The organism is Pseudomonas sp. LFM046 (genome assembly GCF_000949385.2).
Lineage (GTDB): Bacteria > Pseudomonadota > Gammaproteobacteria > Pseudomonadales > Pseudomonadaceae > Metapseudomonas.
The window spans coordinates 4,562,434-4,576,200 of sequence record NZ_JYKO02000001.1 but is presented as its reverse complement, the minus strand read 5'-3'; the positions used below and the strand labels follow the sequence as shown (position 1 = coordinate 4,576,200).

Below are 13,767 nucleotides of genomic sequence, written 5' to 3'. Positions count from 1 at the left end.
CCGCTTTAACCCCGGAGTGCACATGTCCGTTAACGAAGATGAGCTGACTTTGCTGGCTGCCCGGCTGGGTAAGGAATTGAAAGTACGCGGCGAGTTGGTGAGTACCGCGGAGTCCTGCACAGGGGGCGGTATCGCGGAGGCCATCACCCGTATTCCCGGCAGCTCGGCTTGGTTCGAGGCGGGCTACGTCACCTATTCGAACCAACAGAAAACCGCGCAGCTGGCTGTGCCCGCCGAACTGTTCCCGCAGGTGGGGGCGGTGAGTCGCGAGGTGGTGGAGGCCATGGTGCGTGGTGCCCAGCAGCGCAGCGGGGCGCGTTTCGCCGTAGCCGTGAGTGGCGTCGCAGGGCCTGACGGCGGCTCGCCGGAGAAGCCGGTCGGCACTGTCTGGCTGGCCTGGGGCGATGGAGAGTTGGTGGAAGCTGTACGCCGCCAGTTTCCGGGTGATCGGCTCGCCGTGCGCCGGCAAACGGTGGTGGAGGCGCTCGAAGGGTTGATCCGACTAGCTGCAGGAGAAAAAGTCGGCCAGGGGTAGGCGAGCGACTTGCCCTATGGAATAATACTGGCTACTTATACAGTTGTTGGTGGCCGCCAGGCCCTCTTGATTTTAGTGAGGACTTCAATGGACGAGAACAAGAAGCGCGCCTTGGCTGCTGCCCTGGGCCAGATCGAGAAGCAGTTCGGCAAGGGCGCGGTCATGCGCATGGGCGACCACGACCGCCAGGCCATTCCGGCTATCTCCACCGGATCCCTGGGTTTGGACATCGCCCTCGGCATCGGCGGTCTGCCGAAAGGCCGTATCGTCGAGATCTACGGTCCCGAATCCTCCGGTAAGACCACACTGACCCTCTCTGTCATCGCCGAAGCCCAGAAGCAGGGCGCCACCTGCGCCTTCGTCGACGCTGAACACGCGCTGGACCCGGACTACGCCGGCAAGCTCGGTGTCAATGTGGACGACCTCCTGGTCTCCCAGCCGGACACCGGTGAACAGGCCCTGGAAATCACCGACATGCTGGTGCGTTCCAATGCGGTCGACGTGATCATCGTCGACTCCGTGGCGGCTCTGGTACCCAAGGCTGAAATCGAAGGTGAGATGGGCGACTCCCACGTTGGCCTGCAAGCGCGTCTGATGTCCCAGGCTCTGCGCAAGATCACCGGCAACATCAAGAACGCCAACTGCCTGGTCATCTTCATCAACCAGATCCGTATGAAGATTGGCGTGATGTTCGGCAACCCCGAAACCACTACTGGTGGTAACGCTCTGAAGTTCTACGCCTCCGTGCGTCTCGACATCCGCCGTACCGGCGCGGTGAAAGAGGGTGAGGAAGTCGTGGGCAGCGAAACCCGCGTCAAGGTCGTGAAGAACAAGGTGGCTCCGCCCTTCCGCCAGGCCGAGTTCCAGATCATGTACGGCAAGGGTATCTACCGTACCGGCGAGATCATCGACCTGGGTGTTCAGCTGGGCCTGGTAGAGAAGTCCGGTGCCTGGTACAGCTACCAGGGCAACAAGATCGGCCAGGGCAAGGCGAATGCCGCCAAGTACCTGGAAGACAATCCGGAAGTCGGCAGCGCCATCGAGAAGATCATCCGCGAGAAGCTGCTGGTCGACTCCGCCGCCAGCAAGTCGACTGCCTCGGTCGATGACCTGGCCGACGTAGACCTCTGATCCTCCCATGCCCGTCGTGCTCGACAGCCCCGCTGCGGTGCGGCGGGCCGCCATGGATCTGCTGGCGCAGCGCGAACACGGGCGAGTCGAGCTGACGCGCAAGCTGCGTCAGCGCGGCGCTCCTCCCGAGTTGATCGACAGCGCCCTTGACCGCTTGGCGGAAGAGGGCCTGCTCTCCGAATCCCGTTATCTGGAAAGCTTCATCGCCAGTCGTGCCCGTGGTGGCTACGGTCCCCAGCGTATCCGTGAGGAGTTGGCCCAGCGCGGGCTGCCACGTGGCGATATCGATCAGGCCCTGCGCGAGGCTGATATCGACTGGAGCGAACAGCTGCGCGAAGTGTGGCGCCGCAAGTTCAGCGGCCGGCAACCCCAGGACGCCCGTGAGCGTGCCCAGCAGGGCCGATTCCTTGCCTACCGTGGCTATCCCATGGAGATGATCAGCCGTCTCCTGCGCGGCAATCCCGACGACTGACGATCCTGGTAGGCAGCCTTGAGCCATGCGCGGCTGCGCATGGCTGATTGCTGGCGGATGTCCGGAATTCCGGATCAGGCTTTGTCGGCCCAGTGTTGCGGCAAGTTGATGAAGTCGATGAGTTCGCGCAGACGGCCATGGTCACGGCCGTTGAAGCGGAACGCCAGGCGGATCAGTTCGCTGAACTCCGGTTCGTCCTTTTCCGATTCGTGATAGGCCTGTTGGCTGAAGTCGCCCTCCAGGCAGAGGTCGGCAAACTGTTCCCGAATCTGGCCCAATGCCCGTTCGCTGAGTGAGTGATTCATGCGAATCACAAAGCTGTTCTTCAGCCAGCGGCTGGAGTGGTAGTTGCGATAGAACTGGGCAATCTCGGCAGCCGCTTCATCGGCGTTGCGGACCAGACGCATCAGGTTCATGTCGCTGGGCAGGATGTAGCGATTGCGCTCCAGTTGCTCGTGAAGGAAGCCGATGGCGTCTTCCCAGTAGCTGCCGTCCGGCTCGTCCAGCAGCACGACAGGCACCACCGGGCTCTTGCCGGTCTGGATCAGGGTCAACACTTCCAGCGCTTCGTCCAGGGTGCCGAAACCACCGGGGCAGAGCACCAGCGCGTCGGCTTCCTTGACGAAGAACAGCTTGCGCACGAAGAAAAAGTGGAACGACAGGAGATGCTCGGTGCCGTCCACTGTGGTGTTGGCGTGTTGCTCGAAGGGCAGGGTGATGTTCAGGCCCAGGCTGTTCTCGAGGCCCGCGCCTTCGTGGGCCGCGGCCATGATGCCGCCGCCGGCGCCGGTGATCACCATCAGGTCGCGCTTGGCCAGTTCCGCGCCCAATTGGCGGGCCAGCGTGTAGATCGGGTGGCCTTCCGGGGTACGGGCCGAGCCGAATACCGTGACCTTGCGGCGCCGCTTGAACTGTTCCAGGACGCTGAAGGCGTGCTCCATCTCACGCAGGGTCTGCAACATGATCTTGGCGTCCCAGCGATTGCGGTCGGCCTGGGCCATGCGCACCACGGTGATCAGCATTTCGCGGTAGAGCGCCAGGTTCGGACTGCCACTGGGGACGGTCAGGTTGATCAGTTCGTCGACCTTCTGGGTGAGGTCGATCCCACTGGTCTGGAAGTGCCGGGAAAGGTAGTCGTCCGGATCATAGGGCATAGCTTTCTCCTTGCTCATCAACTACTCAGAGCAGCTCTGCTGGCCGGGTCCGTAATCCGGGCGACCCAGTCGAGCCGCTCAACTACAGCTTGCGGCAGCGACCCGATCTTTTCCAGTTCGCCTCCAGGTAAATGAAGCGTGTCGACGTGTCCGGAATATTGCTGCCGGCCCGTGGGCGCTGGCCTATGCTGCCGGAGGCTGGAACGAACCAGGATGGAGGTGCAGCCATGCCGCGGGTTGAACTGGAGCTTGAGACGGAGCAATACCAGCAGTTGCAGCAGGTCGCCGAGAAAAAGGGCCTGACGGTGGAGGAGGAGTATCGGCGTCGCCTGGTGGAGGGGCTGCAGCGCTCACCTTACATGGAAGCGCTGCTCGCCGACTTGCGCGCAGCGGATGAGCCGCTGGGCTGAAGGGGTCAGTTGGACTTGGCCTTGAGGCCGCAATCCGGAGCGGTGAAGCGTTCGGTGGTCACCGGGCGATTGGTCTTGTACTCGGTGAACTCGTAGCGCAGGCCGGCGCCACGCGCGAGCAGTTGGCGGTAGCCGGTGTTGCGGCAGACGCTGGCGCCCAGTTGGGCGCGCACTGAGTCCGGATTGGCGCGCATCTGCGCGGCGTGGGCCGCCCGAACGCTGAGGTGGTTAACCAGTTCATTGCCATCCACCGTGTAGCCCTGGTCGAGGATGTCTTCGTTGATCGCGCGGGGCGTGCCGGCGCTGCTCTCCTTGGCGACCTTGTCGAGCATCTTGCTCCGCTCGTAGTCCTTGAGCGACGCGGCCTGCACGCCTAGGGGCAGGATGATACCGAGGGTGAGGGCGATGAAGCGCGACATGGGAGTCTCCTGAAACGTGGAAGCCTTTGACCGGGCGTACTGCCCATCGTTCACCTGCACATTGTGCAGGGGCAGGCCAATCGAGCGCGAATCCTGAACAAGCTGGGCAACGAGATCAAGCGGCGAATCCGCGACTCCGGGTCGCTGGTGTCACCCACGGGCGGAACACGTCGGGTCTACCCCATCGTCGGTCTGCTGCTCAATCGCTGCTTCTGATTGGTCGGGACGGAACCTCCGGCAGGGACGGCCGCGTTACACTAGGCGGTCGCCACTCCAGGCGCCCCTGAATCCAGTCCACGCCCATCAGCAGCCCGCCATTCGAATCCATGAGTCATGCCGTCTTCCATCTGCGCGCAGAATGCATTGCGCGCAGTACCCGTCCCTTCGTTGCCCGCGGCTCGCGGGCGCAGCGTTGCCCGGAGTGCCGGGTGGCCTTCGACTACTGCTTCTGCGCACTGCGCCCCAAGGTCCCGGTGAGGTCGGGGGTGTGCCTGCTGATGTACTACTCCGAGCCCTTGAAACCGAGCAACACCGGCTGGCTGATCGCCGATCTCGTGCCCGATACCTGGGCGTTCGGCTGGGCGCGCACTGAAGTGGACGAGGCGCTGCTGGCGCTGCTGGACGATCCGCAGTGGCAGCCCTATCTGGTGTTCCCCGGCGAGTACGCCGAGCCTGAGCGAGTGGTGGACCGGGTGGAGGTGGAAGAGGGCAAGCGGCCGCTGTTCATCCTGCTGGATGCCACCTGGACCGAAGCGCGCAAGATGTTCCGCAAGAGCCCCTACCTTGACCGCTTCCCGGTGCTCAGCCTGACGCCGGAGCAGATCTCCCGCTATCGCCTGCGCCGCTCCAAGCGTGACGAGCACCTGTGTACCGCCGAAGTGGGGGCACTGTGCCTGGAACTGGCCGGCGATGAACAAGCCGGTGGCGCGCTGAATGCCTACCTGGACGTCTTCACCGAGCGCTATCTCGGCGCCAAGCGGGCCCAGCCCCTGGATGAGGCGAGCCCTGCGCATCAGGCACTGCGGGCGTTTCTCTGATCAGGCCTCTGCCTTGGCGGGGGCTTCCTGGGCTTCTTCCTTCTGCGGCCAGAGTTGGGCCACCAGCATGCCGGTGAACATCAGGGCGCAGCCGATGTAGCCACGGGTATGCAGGGATTCATCCAGCAACAGGGCCCCGGCGATGGCGGCGAAGACCGCCTCCAGGGAGAGGATGATGGCGGCGTGGGAGGCGATGGCGTGTCGCTGCGCAACCACCTGCAGGGTGTAGCCGATAGCGACAGCGATCACACCGCCGTAGAGGATGGCCGGGCCGGCCTGGAGGATGGCGTCGGCTTTGATCTCTTCGAACACCATAGCCAGGATCAGGCTCACCACCGCACAGACGGCGAATTGCAGGATAGCCAGGCGGATCGGGTCATAACGGCTGGCGAAGAAGCCCACCAGCAGCACATGCACGCCCCAGACGCAGGCGCCGGCCAGTTGCAGCCAGTCGCCGGAAGCCACCTGGAAACCTTCGCCGACACTGAGCAGGAACATCCCCGCCACCGCCAGGCAGGCGCCCAGCCAGGTGCCCATGCCGGTGCGGTGGCCGAGCAAGAGGCCCAGCAGCGGCACGATGATGACGTAGAGACCGGTAATGAAGCCGGAGTTGGTGACGCTGGTGAATAGCAGTCCCACCTGTTGCAGGTTGATCCCCAGGGATAGCGCCAGGCCCATCAGCAGTCCGCCCAGCAGCATCCCACGGTTGAACGGTTGCTTGACTGCCGGTTTGGGCAGGACCAGGAGAAGCGGCAGGAGGATCAGGGCGCCAAGGGTGAAGCGCAGGCCGGTATAGAGGAAGGGGCCGACCGCATCCATACCCAGGCGCTGGGCAACGAAGGCTGCACCCCAGATAGCGGCGGTGATCAGCATCAGGATATCGGCGCGCAGTGCTTGGCTTCGCATGGTAGTTCTCGGCGGGAAAAGCTCGGAACTTTGCCGTAAAGCACGCGACTTGACCACCCCGTTACGGGTCGGCATTCTGAGCGCCGCTTTACGGTCTGCCCGTATCAAGCTTCGGGCCTGGCCGGCGTACCCCGTCGTGCTGAAATGCCTCTCTCACCCACCGGGAGGCGTGTCTGGGCCCAATACAAAAAGGACATGCCCATGGCCTCATACGAAATTCTCATCGCCGATGACCACCCGCTGTTCCGCAGCGCTTTGCATCAGGCCCTGACCTTGGGGCTCGGGCCTGAAGTGCGGCTGGTGGAAGCGGCGAGCATCGCCGAACTGGAGACTCGCCTGGCCGAGCGCGCGGACTGGGACCTGGTCCTGCTCGACCTGAACATGCCCGGCGCCTACGGCTTCTCCGGCCTGGTGCTGCTGCGTGGCCAGTACCCGCAGATCCCGGTGGTGATGATCTCCGCCCAGGAAGAAGCGTCCGTGGTTGCCCGCTCTCGCGAGTTCGGCGCCAGCGGCTTCATTCCCAAGTCCAGTCCGCTGGAAGTCATCCAGAATGCAGTGCGCGCCGTGCTGGACGGCGACACCTGGTGGCCGCCTCAGTTGGAAGAGGCCCCAGTTCTGTCGGACGAGGCCAAGGCCGCCAGCGAAGGGCTCGCCAGCCTGACGCCCCAGCAGTTCCGGGTGCTGACCATGGTCTGCGAAGGGCTCCTGAACAAGCAGATCGCGTTCGAGCTGCATGTGTCCGAAGCCACGGTGAAGGCTCACGTGACCGCCATCTTCCGCAAGCTCAATGTGCGCACCCGCACCCAGGCCGCGCTGCTGCTGCAACAGATGGAATCGATTCCGTCCGCTTGAGGCCGGGCAATTCACGCAATTTTGAAGCGCGTTGCGTTAGGCTGCGCGCTTCCTTCAACATCCCCGTCCCCTATGTCGCCATTCAAAGGCCAGACCGGCCTCAAACGTATCCTCAACGCCGCCGGCTACTCCCTCGACGGCCTGCGCGCCGCCTTCAGCGGTGAAGCTGCATTCCGCCAACTGGTACTGCTCAATGCAGTGCTGATCCCGCTGTCCTTTTTCCTCGACGTCAGCCGTGGCGAGCGCGCCCTGATGATCGGCGCCTGCCTGCTGGCACTGATTGTCGAACTGCTCAACTCGGCGGTAGAAGCGGCCATCGACCGCATCTCCCTCGAACGGCACCCCCTGTCCAAGAACGCCAAGGACATGGGCAGCGCTGCGCAGTTCACCGCACTGACGCTCATCACCGCGGTCTGGGCGACGATTCTTCTCGGATAGTGGCTCAGGCGAAGGGGGGGAGGACGATCTCGTCGCTGCGCGTGACCCCAGCGGTCATCGTCCGACACTGATCGAGAAACTCCCGCATCGCTGCGGTCTGGTATTTCTGCCGGTGCCAGATGAAATAGAACTGCCGGCGCAGGTCGATTCCGGGGGTTTCCACCGGCACCAGGCTGCCGCGCCGGAAAGCGTCGCGCAGGGCCAGGCGCGAAATGCAGCTGATGCCGAGGCCCGACTCCACCGCGCGCTTGATGGCCTCGGTGTGCTCCAGCTCCAGTCGGACATTCAGCGGGGTAGGGTGGTGGCGCATGGCCTGGTCGAAGGTCAGTCGCGTGCCGGAGCCCTGTTCACGGAGCACCCAGGCCTCCCGGCTCAATTCCTCCAGGCTCGCCTGGCCTTTCGCGGCCAGCGGGTGCGTGGGCGCGCAAAACACCACCAGCTCGTCTTCCACCCAGGGCAGGACTTCGATATCCGGGTGCTGGCAGTCGCCTTCGATTAGACCCAGATCAAGTTCGTAGTGGGCGATCTGCTGGACGATATTCGCCGTGTTCTGCACGTGCAGGCTCACCTGGCACTCCGGGTGGCGCTGCATGAAGGCACCGATCAGCAGGGTGGCCAGGTAGTTGCCCACGGTAAGGGTGGCGCCGACATCCAGGGAGCCGAATCCGCTTTTGCCGTTGAGCAGGTCCTCGATCTCGCGGGCCTGGTCCAGCAGGGCGACGGCCTGGGGCAGCAACTGGCGGCCCAGGGCGTTGAGGCTGAGGCGCTTGCCCGCACGGTCGAACAGCTGGCAGCCGGATTGGCGTTCCAGTTCGGTGATCGACGTGCTGGTGGCCGACTGCGACAGAGACAGTTGTTCGGCAGCGCGGGAGACGTTTCCCTGCTGGGTCACGGCGACAAATACCTGGAGCTGACGGAGAGTAAATCGCATATCGATATAACCGATAACCCATATCTTGATAATCCAGTTAACAGATATTGTGGCTATCACTACAATGACGCGCAATTGCGCCCCCTGGCCGGCGCTGGCGACTTCAGAACTTTCGGAGCCCCGTAAATGAGCAACATGAATTCCGAGCGCATTCTCAGCGTTCATCACTGGAACGACACGCTGTTCAGCTTCAAGTGCACCCGCGACCCGGGCCTGCGCTTTGAAAACGGCCAGTTCGTCATGATCGGCCTGAACCAGCCCAATGGTCGTCCGCTCATGCGTGCCTATTCCATCGCCAGCCCGAACTGGGAAGAGCACCTGGAATTCTTCAGCATCAAGGTACCTGACGGCCCGCTGACCTCCCAGCTGCAGCACCTGAAGGAAGGCGACGAGATCGTCATCAGCAAGAAGCCCACCGGCACCCTGGTCCTCGACGACCTGAACCCGGGCAAGCACCTCTATCTGCTGAGCACCGGTACTGGCCTGGCGCCCTTCATGAGCGTGATCCAGGACCCGGAGACCTACGAGCGCTTCGAGAAGGTGATCCTGGTCCACGGCGTGCGCTACGTGAACGAAGTGGCCTATCGCGAATTCATCACCGAGCACCTGCCGCAGAACGAGTTCTTCGGTGAGGCGGTGAAAGACAAGCTGATCTACTACCCCACCGTGACCCGCGAGCCGTTCGAGAACCAGGGCCGCCTGACCGACCTGATGCGCAGCGGCAAGCTGTTCGAGGACATCGGCCTGCCGCCGATCAACCCGCAGGACGACCGCGCCATGATCTGCGGCAGCCCGAGCATGCTCGACGAAACCAGCGAGGTTCTCGACAGCTTCGGTCTGAAGATTTCCCCGCGCATGCGTGAGCCGGGTGACTACCTGATCGAGCGCGCCTTCGTCGAGAAGTAAGCGCCACACGCTTCAATGCAAAGCCCGCCAATTGGCGGGCTTTGTCGTTTCCGGGGGATCACACCGGGGAGCTGAAGCGCTGCCCGGAGATGGCCGGGTGGTAGATGGGCTGGATCTTGTTCCCGGCCGGGTCCAGCACATGGAAGCTGTGGGCACCGTCGCCATGGGCGAAGGGGCGGTCGAGCATGGTCACGCCCTGGGCCTTGAGGTACTGGTACCAGGCGTTCAGCTCTTCCAGGCTGTCCACCACGAAGCCGTAGTGATCCACCGCCTGCACGCCGCTGCTGGGGGCGAAGGCGCGGCCGAGGGACAGGTTGTCGTTGCCGCAGGTGAGGTAGACCAGGTCCTCGTTGGCACGGTTGAGCACCTCCATGCCCAGCACATCCACGTAGAAGCGTTCGCACGCCTCCAGATTGGGCACGAGGAGGGCGATGTGGCGCAGGCCATTGAGTCGGCTGGGGCGGCTGGACATTTTCGGGACTCCACTTTTGTATACAATATTTCTCTGAATATAAGACAAAGGGAGAATCACGTGTACTGCCTGCTTCTGAAGACCCAGCTGCGTCCCGGCAGCCTCGAAGCCTTCATGGACGCCATGCGCGTCAACGCTGCCGCCTCGGTGCGCGACGAGCCCGGTTGTCTGGTGTTCGATGTGCTGCAGGACCGCAGCGATCCCGATCTGGTCTGGCTCTATGAGGTCTACACCGATGAGGCCGCCTTCGAGGCCCACATGCAGACCCCGCACTTCCTGGCCAGTCGGCCACTGGTCGAGCCGCTGATCCTCCAGCAGGACTGCATCGAAGCGGATTCACTGGCGCTGAATGCTGCCCACTGAGCCCTGCGACTGTAGGAGCGAATTCATTCGCGAATGAATTCGCTCCTACAAAAGGCTTAGCCCCGCGCGATTTCCAGCACGCGAATCCGCCCCGGCTCGGGGTAATGCCAGCGCACATCCACATCCCACAGGCGGGCGCCGTAGCGGCGCTCGGGCTCGGGCTTCTGGTAGGCCGGACGCGGATCCTGGGCCAGGCACTGCTCCACCAGTTCGGCCAGGGGTTCGCCCAGGCGCTGGCCGTGCTCGCGGGCCTGGAGCAGCGCGGCCGGCTCCCATTCCACCGGGATCAACTCAGGCGCGGCGTCGGCGATGGCGTTCAGCGCGCCATCCTGGCGGTCGGCGTAGGGCACGTAGGGCTTGATATCGATGACGGGAGTCCCGTCCAGCAGGTCGATGCCGGACAGCCAGAGGCGCCCGGCTTCCACCTTCTCCAGCTTCACCACCGACTGGCCGATCCCATTGGGCCGGTGGGTGGAGCGGCTGGCGAACACCCCGATGGACTGGTTGCCCCCCAGGCGCGGCGGACGCACTTTCAGGCGTGGTTTGTCCTCCAGGGCCTGGTGGAAGAGGAACAGGAGCCAGACATGGCTGACCTGCTCCAGCCCCGCCACGGCATCCCCGGTGTCGAACGGCGGCACCAGCTCCAACACCCCGCGGGCGGCGGGGGCCAGGTGCGGCTGGCGGGGGATAGCGAACTTTTCCTTGAAGCAGGAACGGACGTAACCGACGGGGGAGACGCTGTGCTGCATATCAGTAGGGCACGCGGCAGCCGGCATCACGGAACGGCCCGCCCAGGCGCAGCCAACCGTCGCCGGGGCTGGTCTGGGCGCACGTCAGCCCGCCATCCAGCTTGCTCTGCCAGATGAAGAAGGGCGCTGGCGCGGCGAAGACCGGAGCGGCAAGGGTGAGCAGGAGTGTGAGGAGGGCGAGGCGCATGGACGAGTTCCGTTGGATAGCGCGGCTACCCTAGCGCCGGCCCCAGCACCACGCAAGCGACGTGTTACGGGTGGAACCCGCCCCGGCCTGGCCGGGGCGGGAGATGCCGGGGGGGGCGACATTGTCAGGCCGTGGCGGCCTGGGCGGCGGCCAGTTCGGCGTCCTTGGCCAGGGCGCGCTGATACGAGGGGCGGGCAATGAAGCGGCCGACATAGTCTCGAATCACCGGCACCTCCGGGATCAGCCCGAATTGGGTGGTCCAGTTCAGCGCGCTACCCCAGAGCACATCAGCGGCGGTGAACTGTTCGCCGAGCATCCAGGGCCCCTGCTTCAGTTGGCTGACCAGGGCGTTCATCACGCTGTCGAAGTCGCCGTAGGGCGAGCGCTGCTCGGGGATCGGCTCACGCTTCTGCACCCGGTCCACCACCGCCGGCTCGAAGCAGGAACCGTAGAACACCATCCAGCGCAGGTAGGGGCCGCGCAGCGGGTTGCCCAGGGGCGGCGCCAGCTTGGCTTCAGGGTAGAGATCGGCGAGGTAGAGGTAGACCGACACCTGCTCGGTGACCACCGCATCGCCGTGGGTGAGGGTGGGCACCTTGCCCATGGGGTTGATGGCGAGGAATTCCGGCTTTCGCTGCTCGCCGAGCTTCATGTTCATCACGTGGAGGTTGTATTCGACACCCAGTTCTTCCAGCAGGGTCAGCGCGCCGGTGGAGCGGGTGTAGGGGCAGTGGTAGAGGGTTACCTGGCGGTTCTCGCTAGTCATTGTCGTCGTTCCGCTTGGGCCTTGGATGGAGCGAGTCTAGACGCTGCCTCTAGAGCCTGCCGTCCCGCTGCAGGCGGCGAATTACCCAGTGGCGGTATGCGCGTGACAGGAGTGGCTTGATCAGCGGCAGGGCGATCAGCCGGGCCACGAACGCCAGCCGGGGGACCCGGGCGAGCAGGAGGATGTACGCGTCCAGCTCGCGGTGAATGTGGCCGGATTCGTCCTGAACGTGGAGTTCGGTGAGTGCGAGGTAAGGATCGATGCCGAGGGCGAGCAGTTCTTCGTCGCGGCCGGTGATGTCGACCCATTCGACGCCCTCGCCGGCGCGGGGGAGCGATTCGTACCAGCGGCGATCGGCGATGCAGCGGGGGCAGGCGCCGTCGTAGAAGACCTTGAGCATGGGCAGGCTCCGTCGATGAGTATCGCTGCGCTCCAGCACATCCTACGACGCTGCGCGGGGGGAGTCGCCGCCCCTCCTGTTGCGCCCTGGTTAAGCTGACAGGGCCTTGTGGACAAAAAGAAAAAGCCCCGTATCGGCGGGGCTCTTCCATTCAGCTATCGACTCAGACCAGCTCGGCCCACATGTCGTACTCATCGGCATCCACGATGCGCACGCGCACCTTGTCGCCCGGCTTCACGCTGGTGGACTCGATGAACACGCTGCCGTCGATTTCCGGTGCGTCCGCCCAGGAGCGAGCCACGGCGCCTTCGTCGTCCACTTCGTCGATCAGCACGTCCATTTCGCGGCCGATCTTCAGCTGCAGGCGGGCGGTGGAGATGGCCTGTTGGTGCGCCATGAAGCGCTCCCAGCGGTCCTGTTTCACGTCGTCCGGCACCGGCTCCAGGCCGAGGTCGTTGGCCGGGGCGCCGTCCACGGGGGAGTACTGGAAGCAGCCGACGCGGTCCAGTTGAGCCTCGGTCAGCCAGTCCAGCAGGTACTGGAAGTCTTCTTCGGTCTCGCCGGGGAAGCCGACGATGAAGGTGGAGCGGATGGTCAGATCCGGGCAGATCTCGCGCCACTTCTTGATGCGGGCCAGGGTCTTGTCCTCGAAGGCAGGACGCTTCATGGCCTTGAGCACCTTCGGGCTGGCGTGCTGGAAGGGGATATCCAGGTAGGGCAGCAGCTTGCCTTCGGCCATCAGCGGGATCACGTCATCCACGTTCGGGTAGGGATAGACGTAGTGCAGGCGAACCCACACGCCCATGGCGGAGAGGGCTTCGCACAGCTCCAGCATGCGGGTCTTGACCGGCTGGCCGTTCCAGAAGTCGAGCTTGTACTTGAGGTCGACGCCGTAGGCGCTGGTGTCCTGGGAGATCACCAGCAGCTCCTTCACGCCAGCCTTGACCAGGCGCTCGGCCTCGGAGAGCACGTCACCCACCGGGCGGCTGACCAGCTTGCCGCGCATGGACGGGATGATGCAGAAGCTGCAGCTGTGGTTGCAGCCTTCGGAAATCTTCAGGTAGGCGTAGTGACGCGGGGTCAGCTTGACGCCCTGGGGCGGTACCAGGTCGATGAAGGGATCGTGGTCGGCCTTCGGCGGCACCACTTCGTGCACGGCGTTGACCACCTGCTCGTACTGCTGCGGGCCGGTCACGGCCAGCACGCTTGGGTGCACATCACGGATGCTGTCTTCGGACACGCCCATGCAGCCAGTGACGATCACCTTGCCGTTCTCGGCGATGGCCTCGCCAATGGCGTCCAGGGATTCGGCCTTGGCGCTGTCGATAAAGCCACAGGTGTTGACCACCACCACGTCTGCGTCCTGGTAGGTCGGTACGATTTCGTAACCTTCCATGCGCAGCTGGGTGAGGATGCGTTCGGAGTCGACGGTGGCCTTCGGGCAACCCAGGCTGACGAATCCGACTTTGGGGGTGGCGGTGGACATGTGCGGCTAACCTCAATGGGCGCTCGGGAGGGCGCCTCTGATCAAAAAGTGCGCAATTCTAGCGGCAGGCGTCAGCCATTTCCACCCTCATCTGAAGTGTTTCTCCGTCTAGGATGTAGGAACTGGCCTAGGATGGGCGGGGCGCCCTTGCTG

General features: G+C 64.1%; 19 protein-coding genes. 9 read left to right on the top strand and 10 right to left on the bottom strand.

From position 1 onward, the window contains the following. Nucleotides 1-22: 22 nt before the first annotated feature. The 3 genes from TQ98_RS21035 to recX all read left to right on the top strand — a co-directional run bounded on the left by TQ98_RS21035 (nucleotide 23) and on the right by recX (nucleotide 2,138). Entirely contained in the window at nucleotides 23-535 is a 513-nt protein-coding gene (locus TQ98_RS21035; RefSeq protein ID WP_044873797.1) for a CinA family protein, read from the top strand. Nucleotides 536-622: 87 nt separating this feature from the next. Further along, nucleotides 623-1,666, top strand: a complete 1,044-nt coding sequence (gene recA / locus TQ98_RS21030) for a recombinase RecA (RefSeq protein WP_044873798.1) — start codon at nucleotides 623-625, stop codon at nucleotides 1,664-1,666. Nucleotides 1,667-1,673: 7 nt separating this feature from the next. Further along, nucleotides 1,674-2,138 carry a recombination regulator RecX gene (gene recX / locus TQ98_RS21025; RefSeq protein ID WP_044873799.1) on the top strand — a complete coding sequence of 155 codons (465 nt, stop codon included), beginning with the start codon at nucleotides 1,674-1,676 and terminating at the stop codon, nucleotides 2,136-2,138. A gap of 74 nt (nucleotides 2,139-2,212) precedes the next feature. Here the strand turns inward: recX and TQ98_RS21020 are convergent, their stop codons facing one another. After that, on the bottom strand, nucleotides 2,213-3,292 hold the full coding sequence (locus TQ98_RS21020; RefSeq protein ID WP_044873800.1) for an LOG family protein: 1,080 nt from the start codon (nucleotides 3,290-3,292) through the stop codon (nucleotides 2,213-2,215). A gap of 227 nt (nucleotides 3,293-3,519) precedes the next feature. On the opposite strand from TQ98_RS21020, the gene TQ98_RS21015 reads away from it, so the two are divergent. After that, entirely contained in the window at nucleotides 3,520-3,702 is a 183-nt protein-coding gene (locus TQ98_RS21015) for a hypothetical protein (RefSeq protein WP_044873801.1), read from the top strand. A 5-nt stretch (nucleotides 3,703-3,707) separates the two neighbouring features. Here the strand turns inward: TQ98_RS21015 and TQ98_RS21010 are convergent, their stop codons facing one another. After that, nucleotides 3,708-4,121 (bottom strand): quorum-sensing-regulated virulence factor family protein, encoded by a 414-nt coding sequence (locus TQ98_RS21010; RefSeq protein ID WP_044873802.1) that lies wholly within the window; start codon nucleotides 4,119-4,121, stop codon nucleotides 3,708-3,710. A gap of 326 nt (nucleotides 4,122-4,447) precedes the next feature. Here TQ98_RS21010 and TQ98_RS21005 point away from each other — a divergent pair, with 326 nt between their 5' ends. Continuing rightward, the gene (locus tag TQ98_RS21005; protein WP_103103034.1) at nucleotides 4,448-5,158 is read left to right on the top strand and encodes a tRNA-uridine aminocarboxypropyltransferase; all 711 of its coding nucleotides are present in this window, start codon (nucleotides 4,448-4,450) and stop codon (nucleotides 5,156-5,158) included. Here the strand turns inward: TQ98_RS21005 and TQ98_RS21000 are convergent, their stop codons facing one another. Next, the gene (locus tag TQ98_RS21000; RefSeq protein ID WP_044873805.1) at nucleotides 5,159-6,064 is read right to left on the bottom strand and encodes a DMT family transporter; all 906 of its coding nucleotides are present in this window, start codon (nucleotides 6,062-6,064) and stop codon (nucleotides 5,159-5,161) included. Nucleotides 6,065-6,265: 201 nt separating this feature from the next. On the opposite strand from TQ98_RS21000, the gene erdR reads away from it, so the two are divergent. Both erdR and TQ98_RS20990 read left to right on the top strand, forming a co-directional pair. Beyond that, entirely contained in the window at nucleotides 6,266-6,916 is a 651-nt protein-coding gene (gene erdR, locus TQ98_RS20995) for a response regulator transcription factor ErdR (protein ID WP_044873806.1), read from the top strand. A gap of 72 nt (nucleotides 6,917-6,988) precedes the next feature. Further along, on the top strand, nucleotides 6,989-7,354 hold the full coding sequence (locus TQ98_RS20990) for a diacylglycerol kinase (protein ID WP_044873807.1): 366 nt from the start codon (nucleotides 6,989-6,991) through the stop codon (nucleotides 7,352-7,354). A 4-nt stretch (nucleotides 7,355-7,358) separates the two neighbouring features. Here the strand turns inward: TQ98_RS20990 and TQ98_RS20985 are convergent, their stop codons facing one another. Next, the gene (locus tag TQ98_RS20985; RefSeq protein ID WP_044873808.1) at nucleotides 7,359-8,285 is read right to left on the bottom strand and encodes a LysR family transcriptional regulator; all 927 of its coding nucleotides are present in this window, start codon (nucleotides 8,283-8,285) and stop codon (nucleotides 7,359-7,361) included. Between the two features lie 126 nt (nucleotides 8,286-8,411). Here TQ98_RS20985 and fpr point away from each other — a divergent pair, with 126 nt between their 5' ends. Beyond that, complete coding sequence (gene fpr / locus TQ98_RS20980; RefSeq protein ID WP_044873809.1) at nucleotides 8,412-9,191, top strand: ferredoxin-NADP reductase; 780 nt, start codon at nucleotides 8,412-8,414, stop codon at nucleotides 9,189-9,191. A 58-nt stretch (nucleotides 9,192-9,249) separates the two neighbouring features. Here the strand turns inward: fpr and TQ98_RS20975 are convergent, their stop codons facing one another. Further along, the gene (locus tag TQ98_RS20975; RefSeq protein WP_044873810.1) at nucleotides 9,250-9,663 is read right to left on the bottom strand and encodes a VOC family protein; all 414 of its coding nucleotides are present in this window, start codon (nucleotides 9,661-9,663) and stop codon (nucleotides 9,250-9,252) included. A 60-nt stretch (nucleotides 9,664-9,723) separates the two neighbouring features. Between TQ98_RS20975 and TQ98_RS20970 the strand changes: the two genes are divergently transcribed. Next, nucleotides 9,724-10,026 carry a putative quinol monooxygenase gene (locus tag TQ98_RS20970; RefSeq protein ID WP_044873811.1) on the top strand — a complete coding sequence of 101 codons (303 nt, stop codon included), beginning with the start codon at nucleotides 9,724-9,726 and terminating at the stop codon, nucleotides 10,024-10,026. Between the two features lie 56 nt (nucleotides 10,027-10,082). On the opposite strand, the gene tsaA is transcribed toward TQ98_RS20970, so the two are convergent. From tsaA to rimO, 5 genes are all read right to left on the bottom strand, one after another. Then, nucleotides 10,083-10,775, bottom strand: coding sequence for a tRNA (N6-threonylcarbamoyladenosine(37)-N6)-methyltransferase TrmO (gene tsaA, locus TQ98_RS20965; protein ID WP_044873812.1), 693 nt, complete (start codon nucleotides 10,773-10,775; stop codon nucleotides 10,083-10,085). 1 nt (nucleotide 10,776) lies between these two features. Next, nucleotides 10,777-10,962: a hypothetical protein gene (locus TQ98_RS20960; RefSeq protein ID WP_044873813.1), complete on the bottom strand. Its 186-nt coding sequence runs from the start codon at nucleotides 10,960-10,962 to the stop codon at nucleotides 10,777-10,779. A 124-nt stretch (nucleotides 10,963-11,086) separates the two neighbouring features. Then, the gene (locus TQ98_RS20955; protein WP_044873814.1) at nucleotides 11,087-11,728 is read right to left on the bottom strand and encodes a glutathione S-transferase; all 642 of its coding nucleotides are present in this window, start codon (nucleotides 11,726-11,728) and stop codon (nucleotides 11,087-11,089) included. A gap of 49 nt (nucleotides 11,729-11,777) precedes the next feature. Further along, entirely contained in the window at nucleotides 11,778-12,128 is a 351-nt protein-coding gene (locus tag TQ98_RS20950) for a DUF393 domain-containing protein (protein WP_044873815.1), read from the bottom strand. A gap of 163 nt (nucleotides 12,129-12,291) precedes the next feature. Then, nucleotides 12,292-13,614 (bottom strand): 30S ribosomal protein S12 methylthiotransferase RimO, encoded by a 1,323-nt coding sequence (rimO, locus tag TQ98_RS20945; RefSeq protein ID WP_044873816.1) that lies wholly within the window; start codon nucleotides 13,612-13,614, stop codon nucleotides 12,292-12,294. Nucleotides 13,615-13,767 lie beyond the last annotated feature (153 nt).

Excerpts from the sequence above, each read along its gene's own strand:
- fpr (WP_044873809.1), top strand. The coding sequence starts at position 8,412 with ATGAGCAACATGAATTCCGAGCGCATTCTCAGCGTTCATCACTGGAAC.
- recA (WP_044873798.1), top strand. The coding sequence starts at position 623 with ATGGACGAGAACAAGAAGCGCGCCTTGGCTGCTGCCCTGGGCCAGATC.
- rimO (WP_044873816.1), bottom strand. The coding sequence starts at position 13,614 with ATGTCCACCGCCACCCCCAAAGTCGGATTCGTCAGCCTGGGTTGCCCG.
- TQ98_RS20955 (WP_044873814.1), bottom strand. The coding sequence starts at position 11,728 with ATGACTAGCGAGAACCGCCAGGTAACCCTCTACCACTGCCCCTACACC.
- TQ98_RS20950 (WP_044873815.1), bottom strand. The coding sequence starts at position 12,128 with ATGCTCAAGGTCTTCTACGACGGCGCCTGCCCCCGCTGCATCGCCGAT.
- TQ98_RS20990 (WP_044873807.1), top strand. The coding sequence starts at position 6,989 with ATGTCGCCATTCAAAGGCCAGACCGGCCTCAAACGTATCCTCAACGCC.
- erdR (WP_044873806.1), top strand. The coding sequence starts at position 6,266 with ATGGCCTCATACGAAATTCTCATCGCCGATGACCACCCGCTGTTCCGC.
- TQ98_RS21010 (WP_044873802.1), bottom strand. The coding sequence starts at position 4,121 with ATGTCGCGCTTCATCGCCCTCACCCTCGGTATCATCCTGCCCCTAGGC.
- tsaA (WP_044873812.1), bottom strand. The coding sequence starts at position 10,775 with ATGCAGCACAGCGTCTCCCCCGTCGGTTACGTCCGTTCCTGCTTCAAG.
- TQ98_RS21020 (WP_044873800.1), bottom strand. The coding sequence starts at position 3,292 with ATGCCCTATGATCCGGACGACTACCTTTCCCGGCACTTCCAGACCAGT.
- recX (WP_044873799.1), top strand. The coding sequence starts at position 1,674 with ATGCCCGTCGTGCTCGACAGCCCCGCTGCGGTGCGGCGGGCCGCCATG.
- TQ98_RS21000 (WP_044873805.1), bottom strand. The coding sequence starts at position 6,064 with ATGCGAAGCCAAGCACTGCGCGCCGATATCCTGATGCTGATCACCGCC.
- TQ98_RS20985 (WP_044873808.1), bottom strand. The coding sequence starts at position 8,285 with ATGCGATTTACTCTCCGTCAGCTCCAGGTATTTGTCGCCGTGACCCAG.
- TQ98_RS20960 (WP_044873813.1), bottom strand. The coding sequence starts at position 10,962 with ATGCGCCTCGCCCTCCTCACACTCCTGCTCACCCTTGCCGCTCCGGTC.
- TQ98_RS21035 (WP_044873797.1), top strand. The coding sequence starts at position 23 with ATGTCCGTTAACGAAGATGAGCTGACTTTGCTGGCTGCCCGGCTGGGT.
- TQ98_RS21015 (WP_044873801.1), top strand. The coding sequence starts at position 3,520 with ATGCCGCGGGTTGAACTGGAGCTTGAGACGGAGCAATACCAGCAGTTG.
- TQ98_RS21005 (WP_103103034.1), top strand. The coding sequence starts at position 4,448 with ATGAGTCATGCCGTCTTCCATCTGCGCGCAGAATGCATTGCGCGCAGT.
- TQ98_RS20975 (WP_044873810.1), bottom strand. The coding sequence starts at position 9,663 with ATGTCCAGCCGCCCCAGCCGACTCAATGGCCTGCGCCACATCGCCCTC.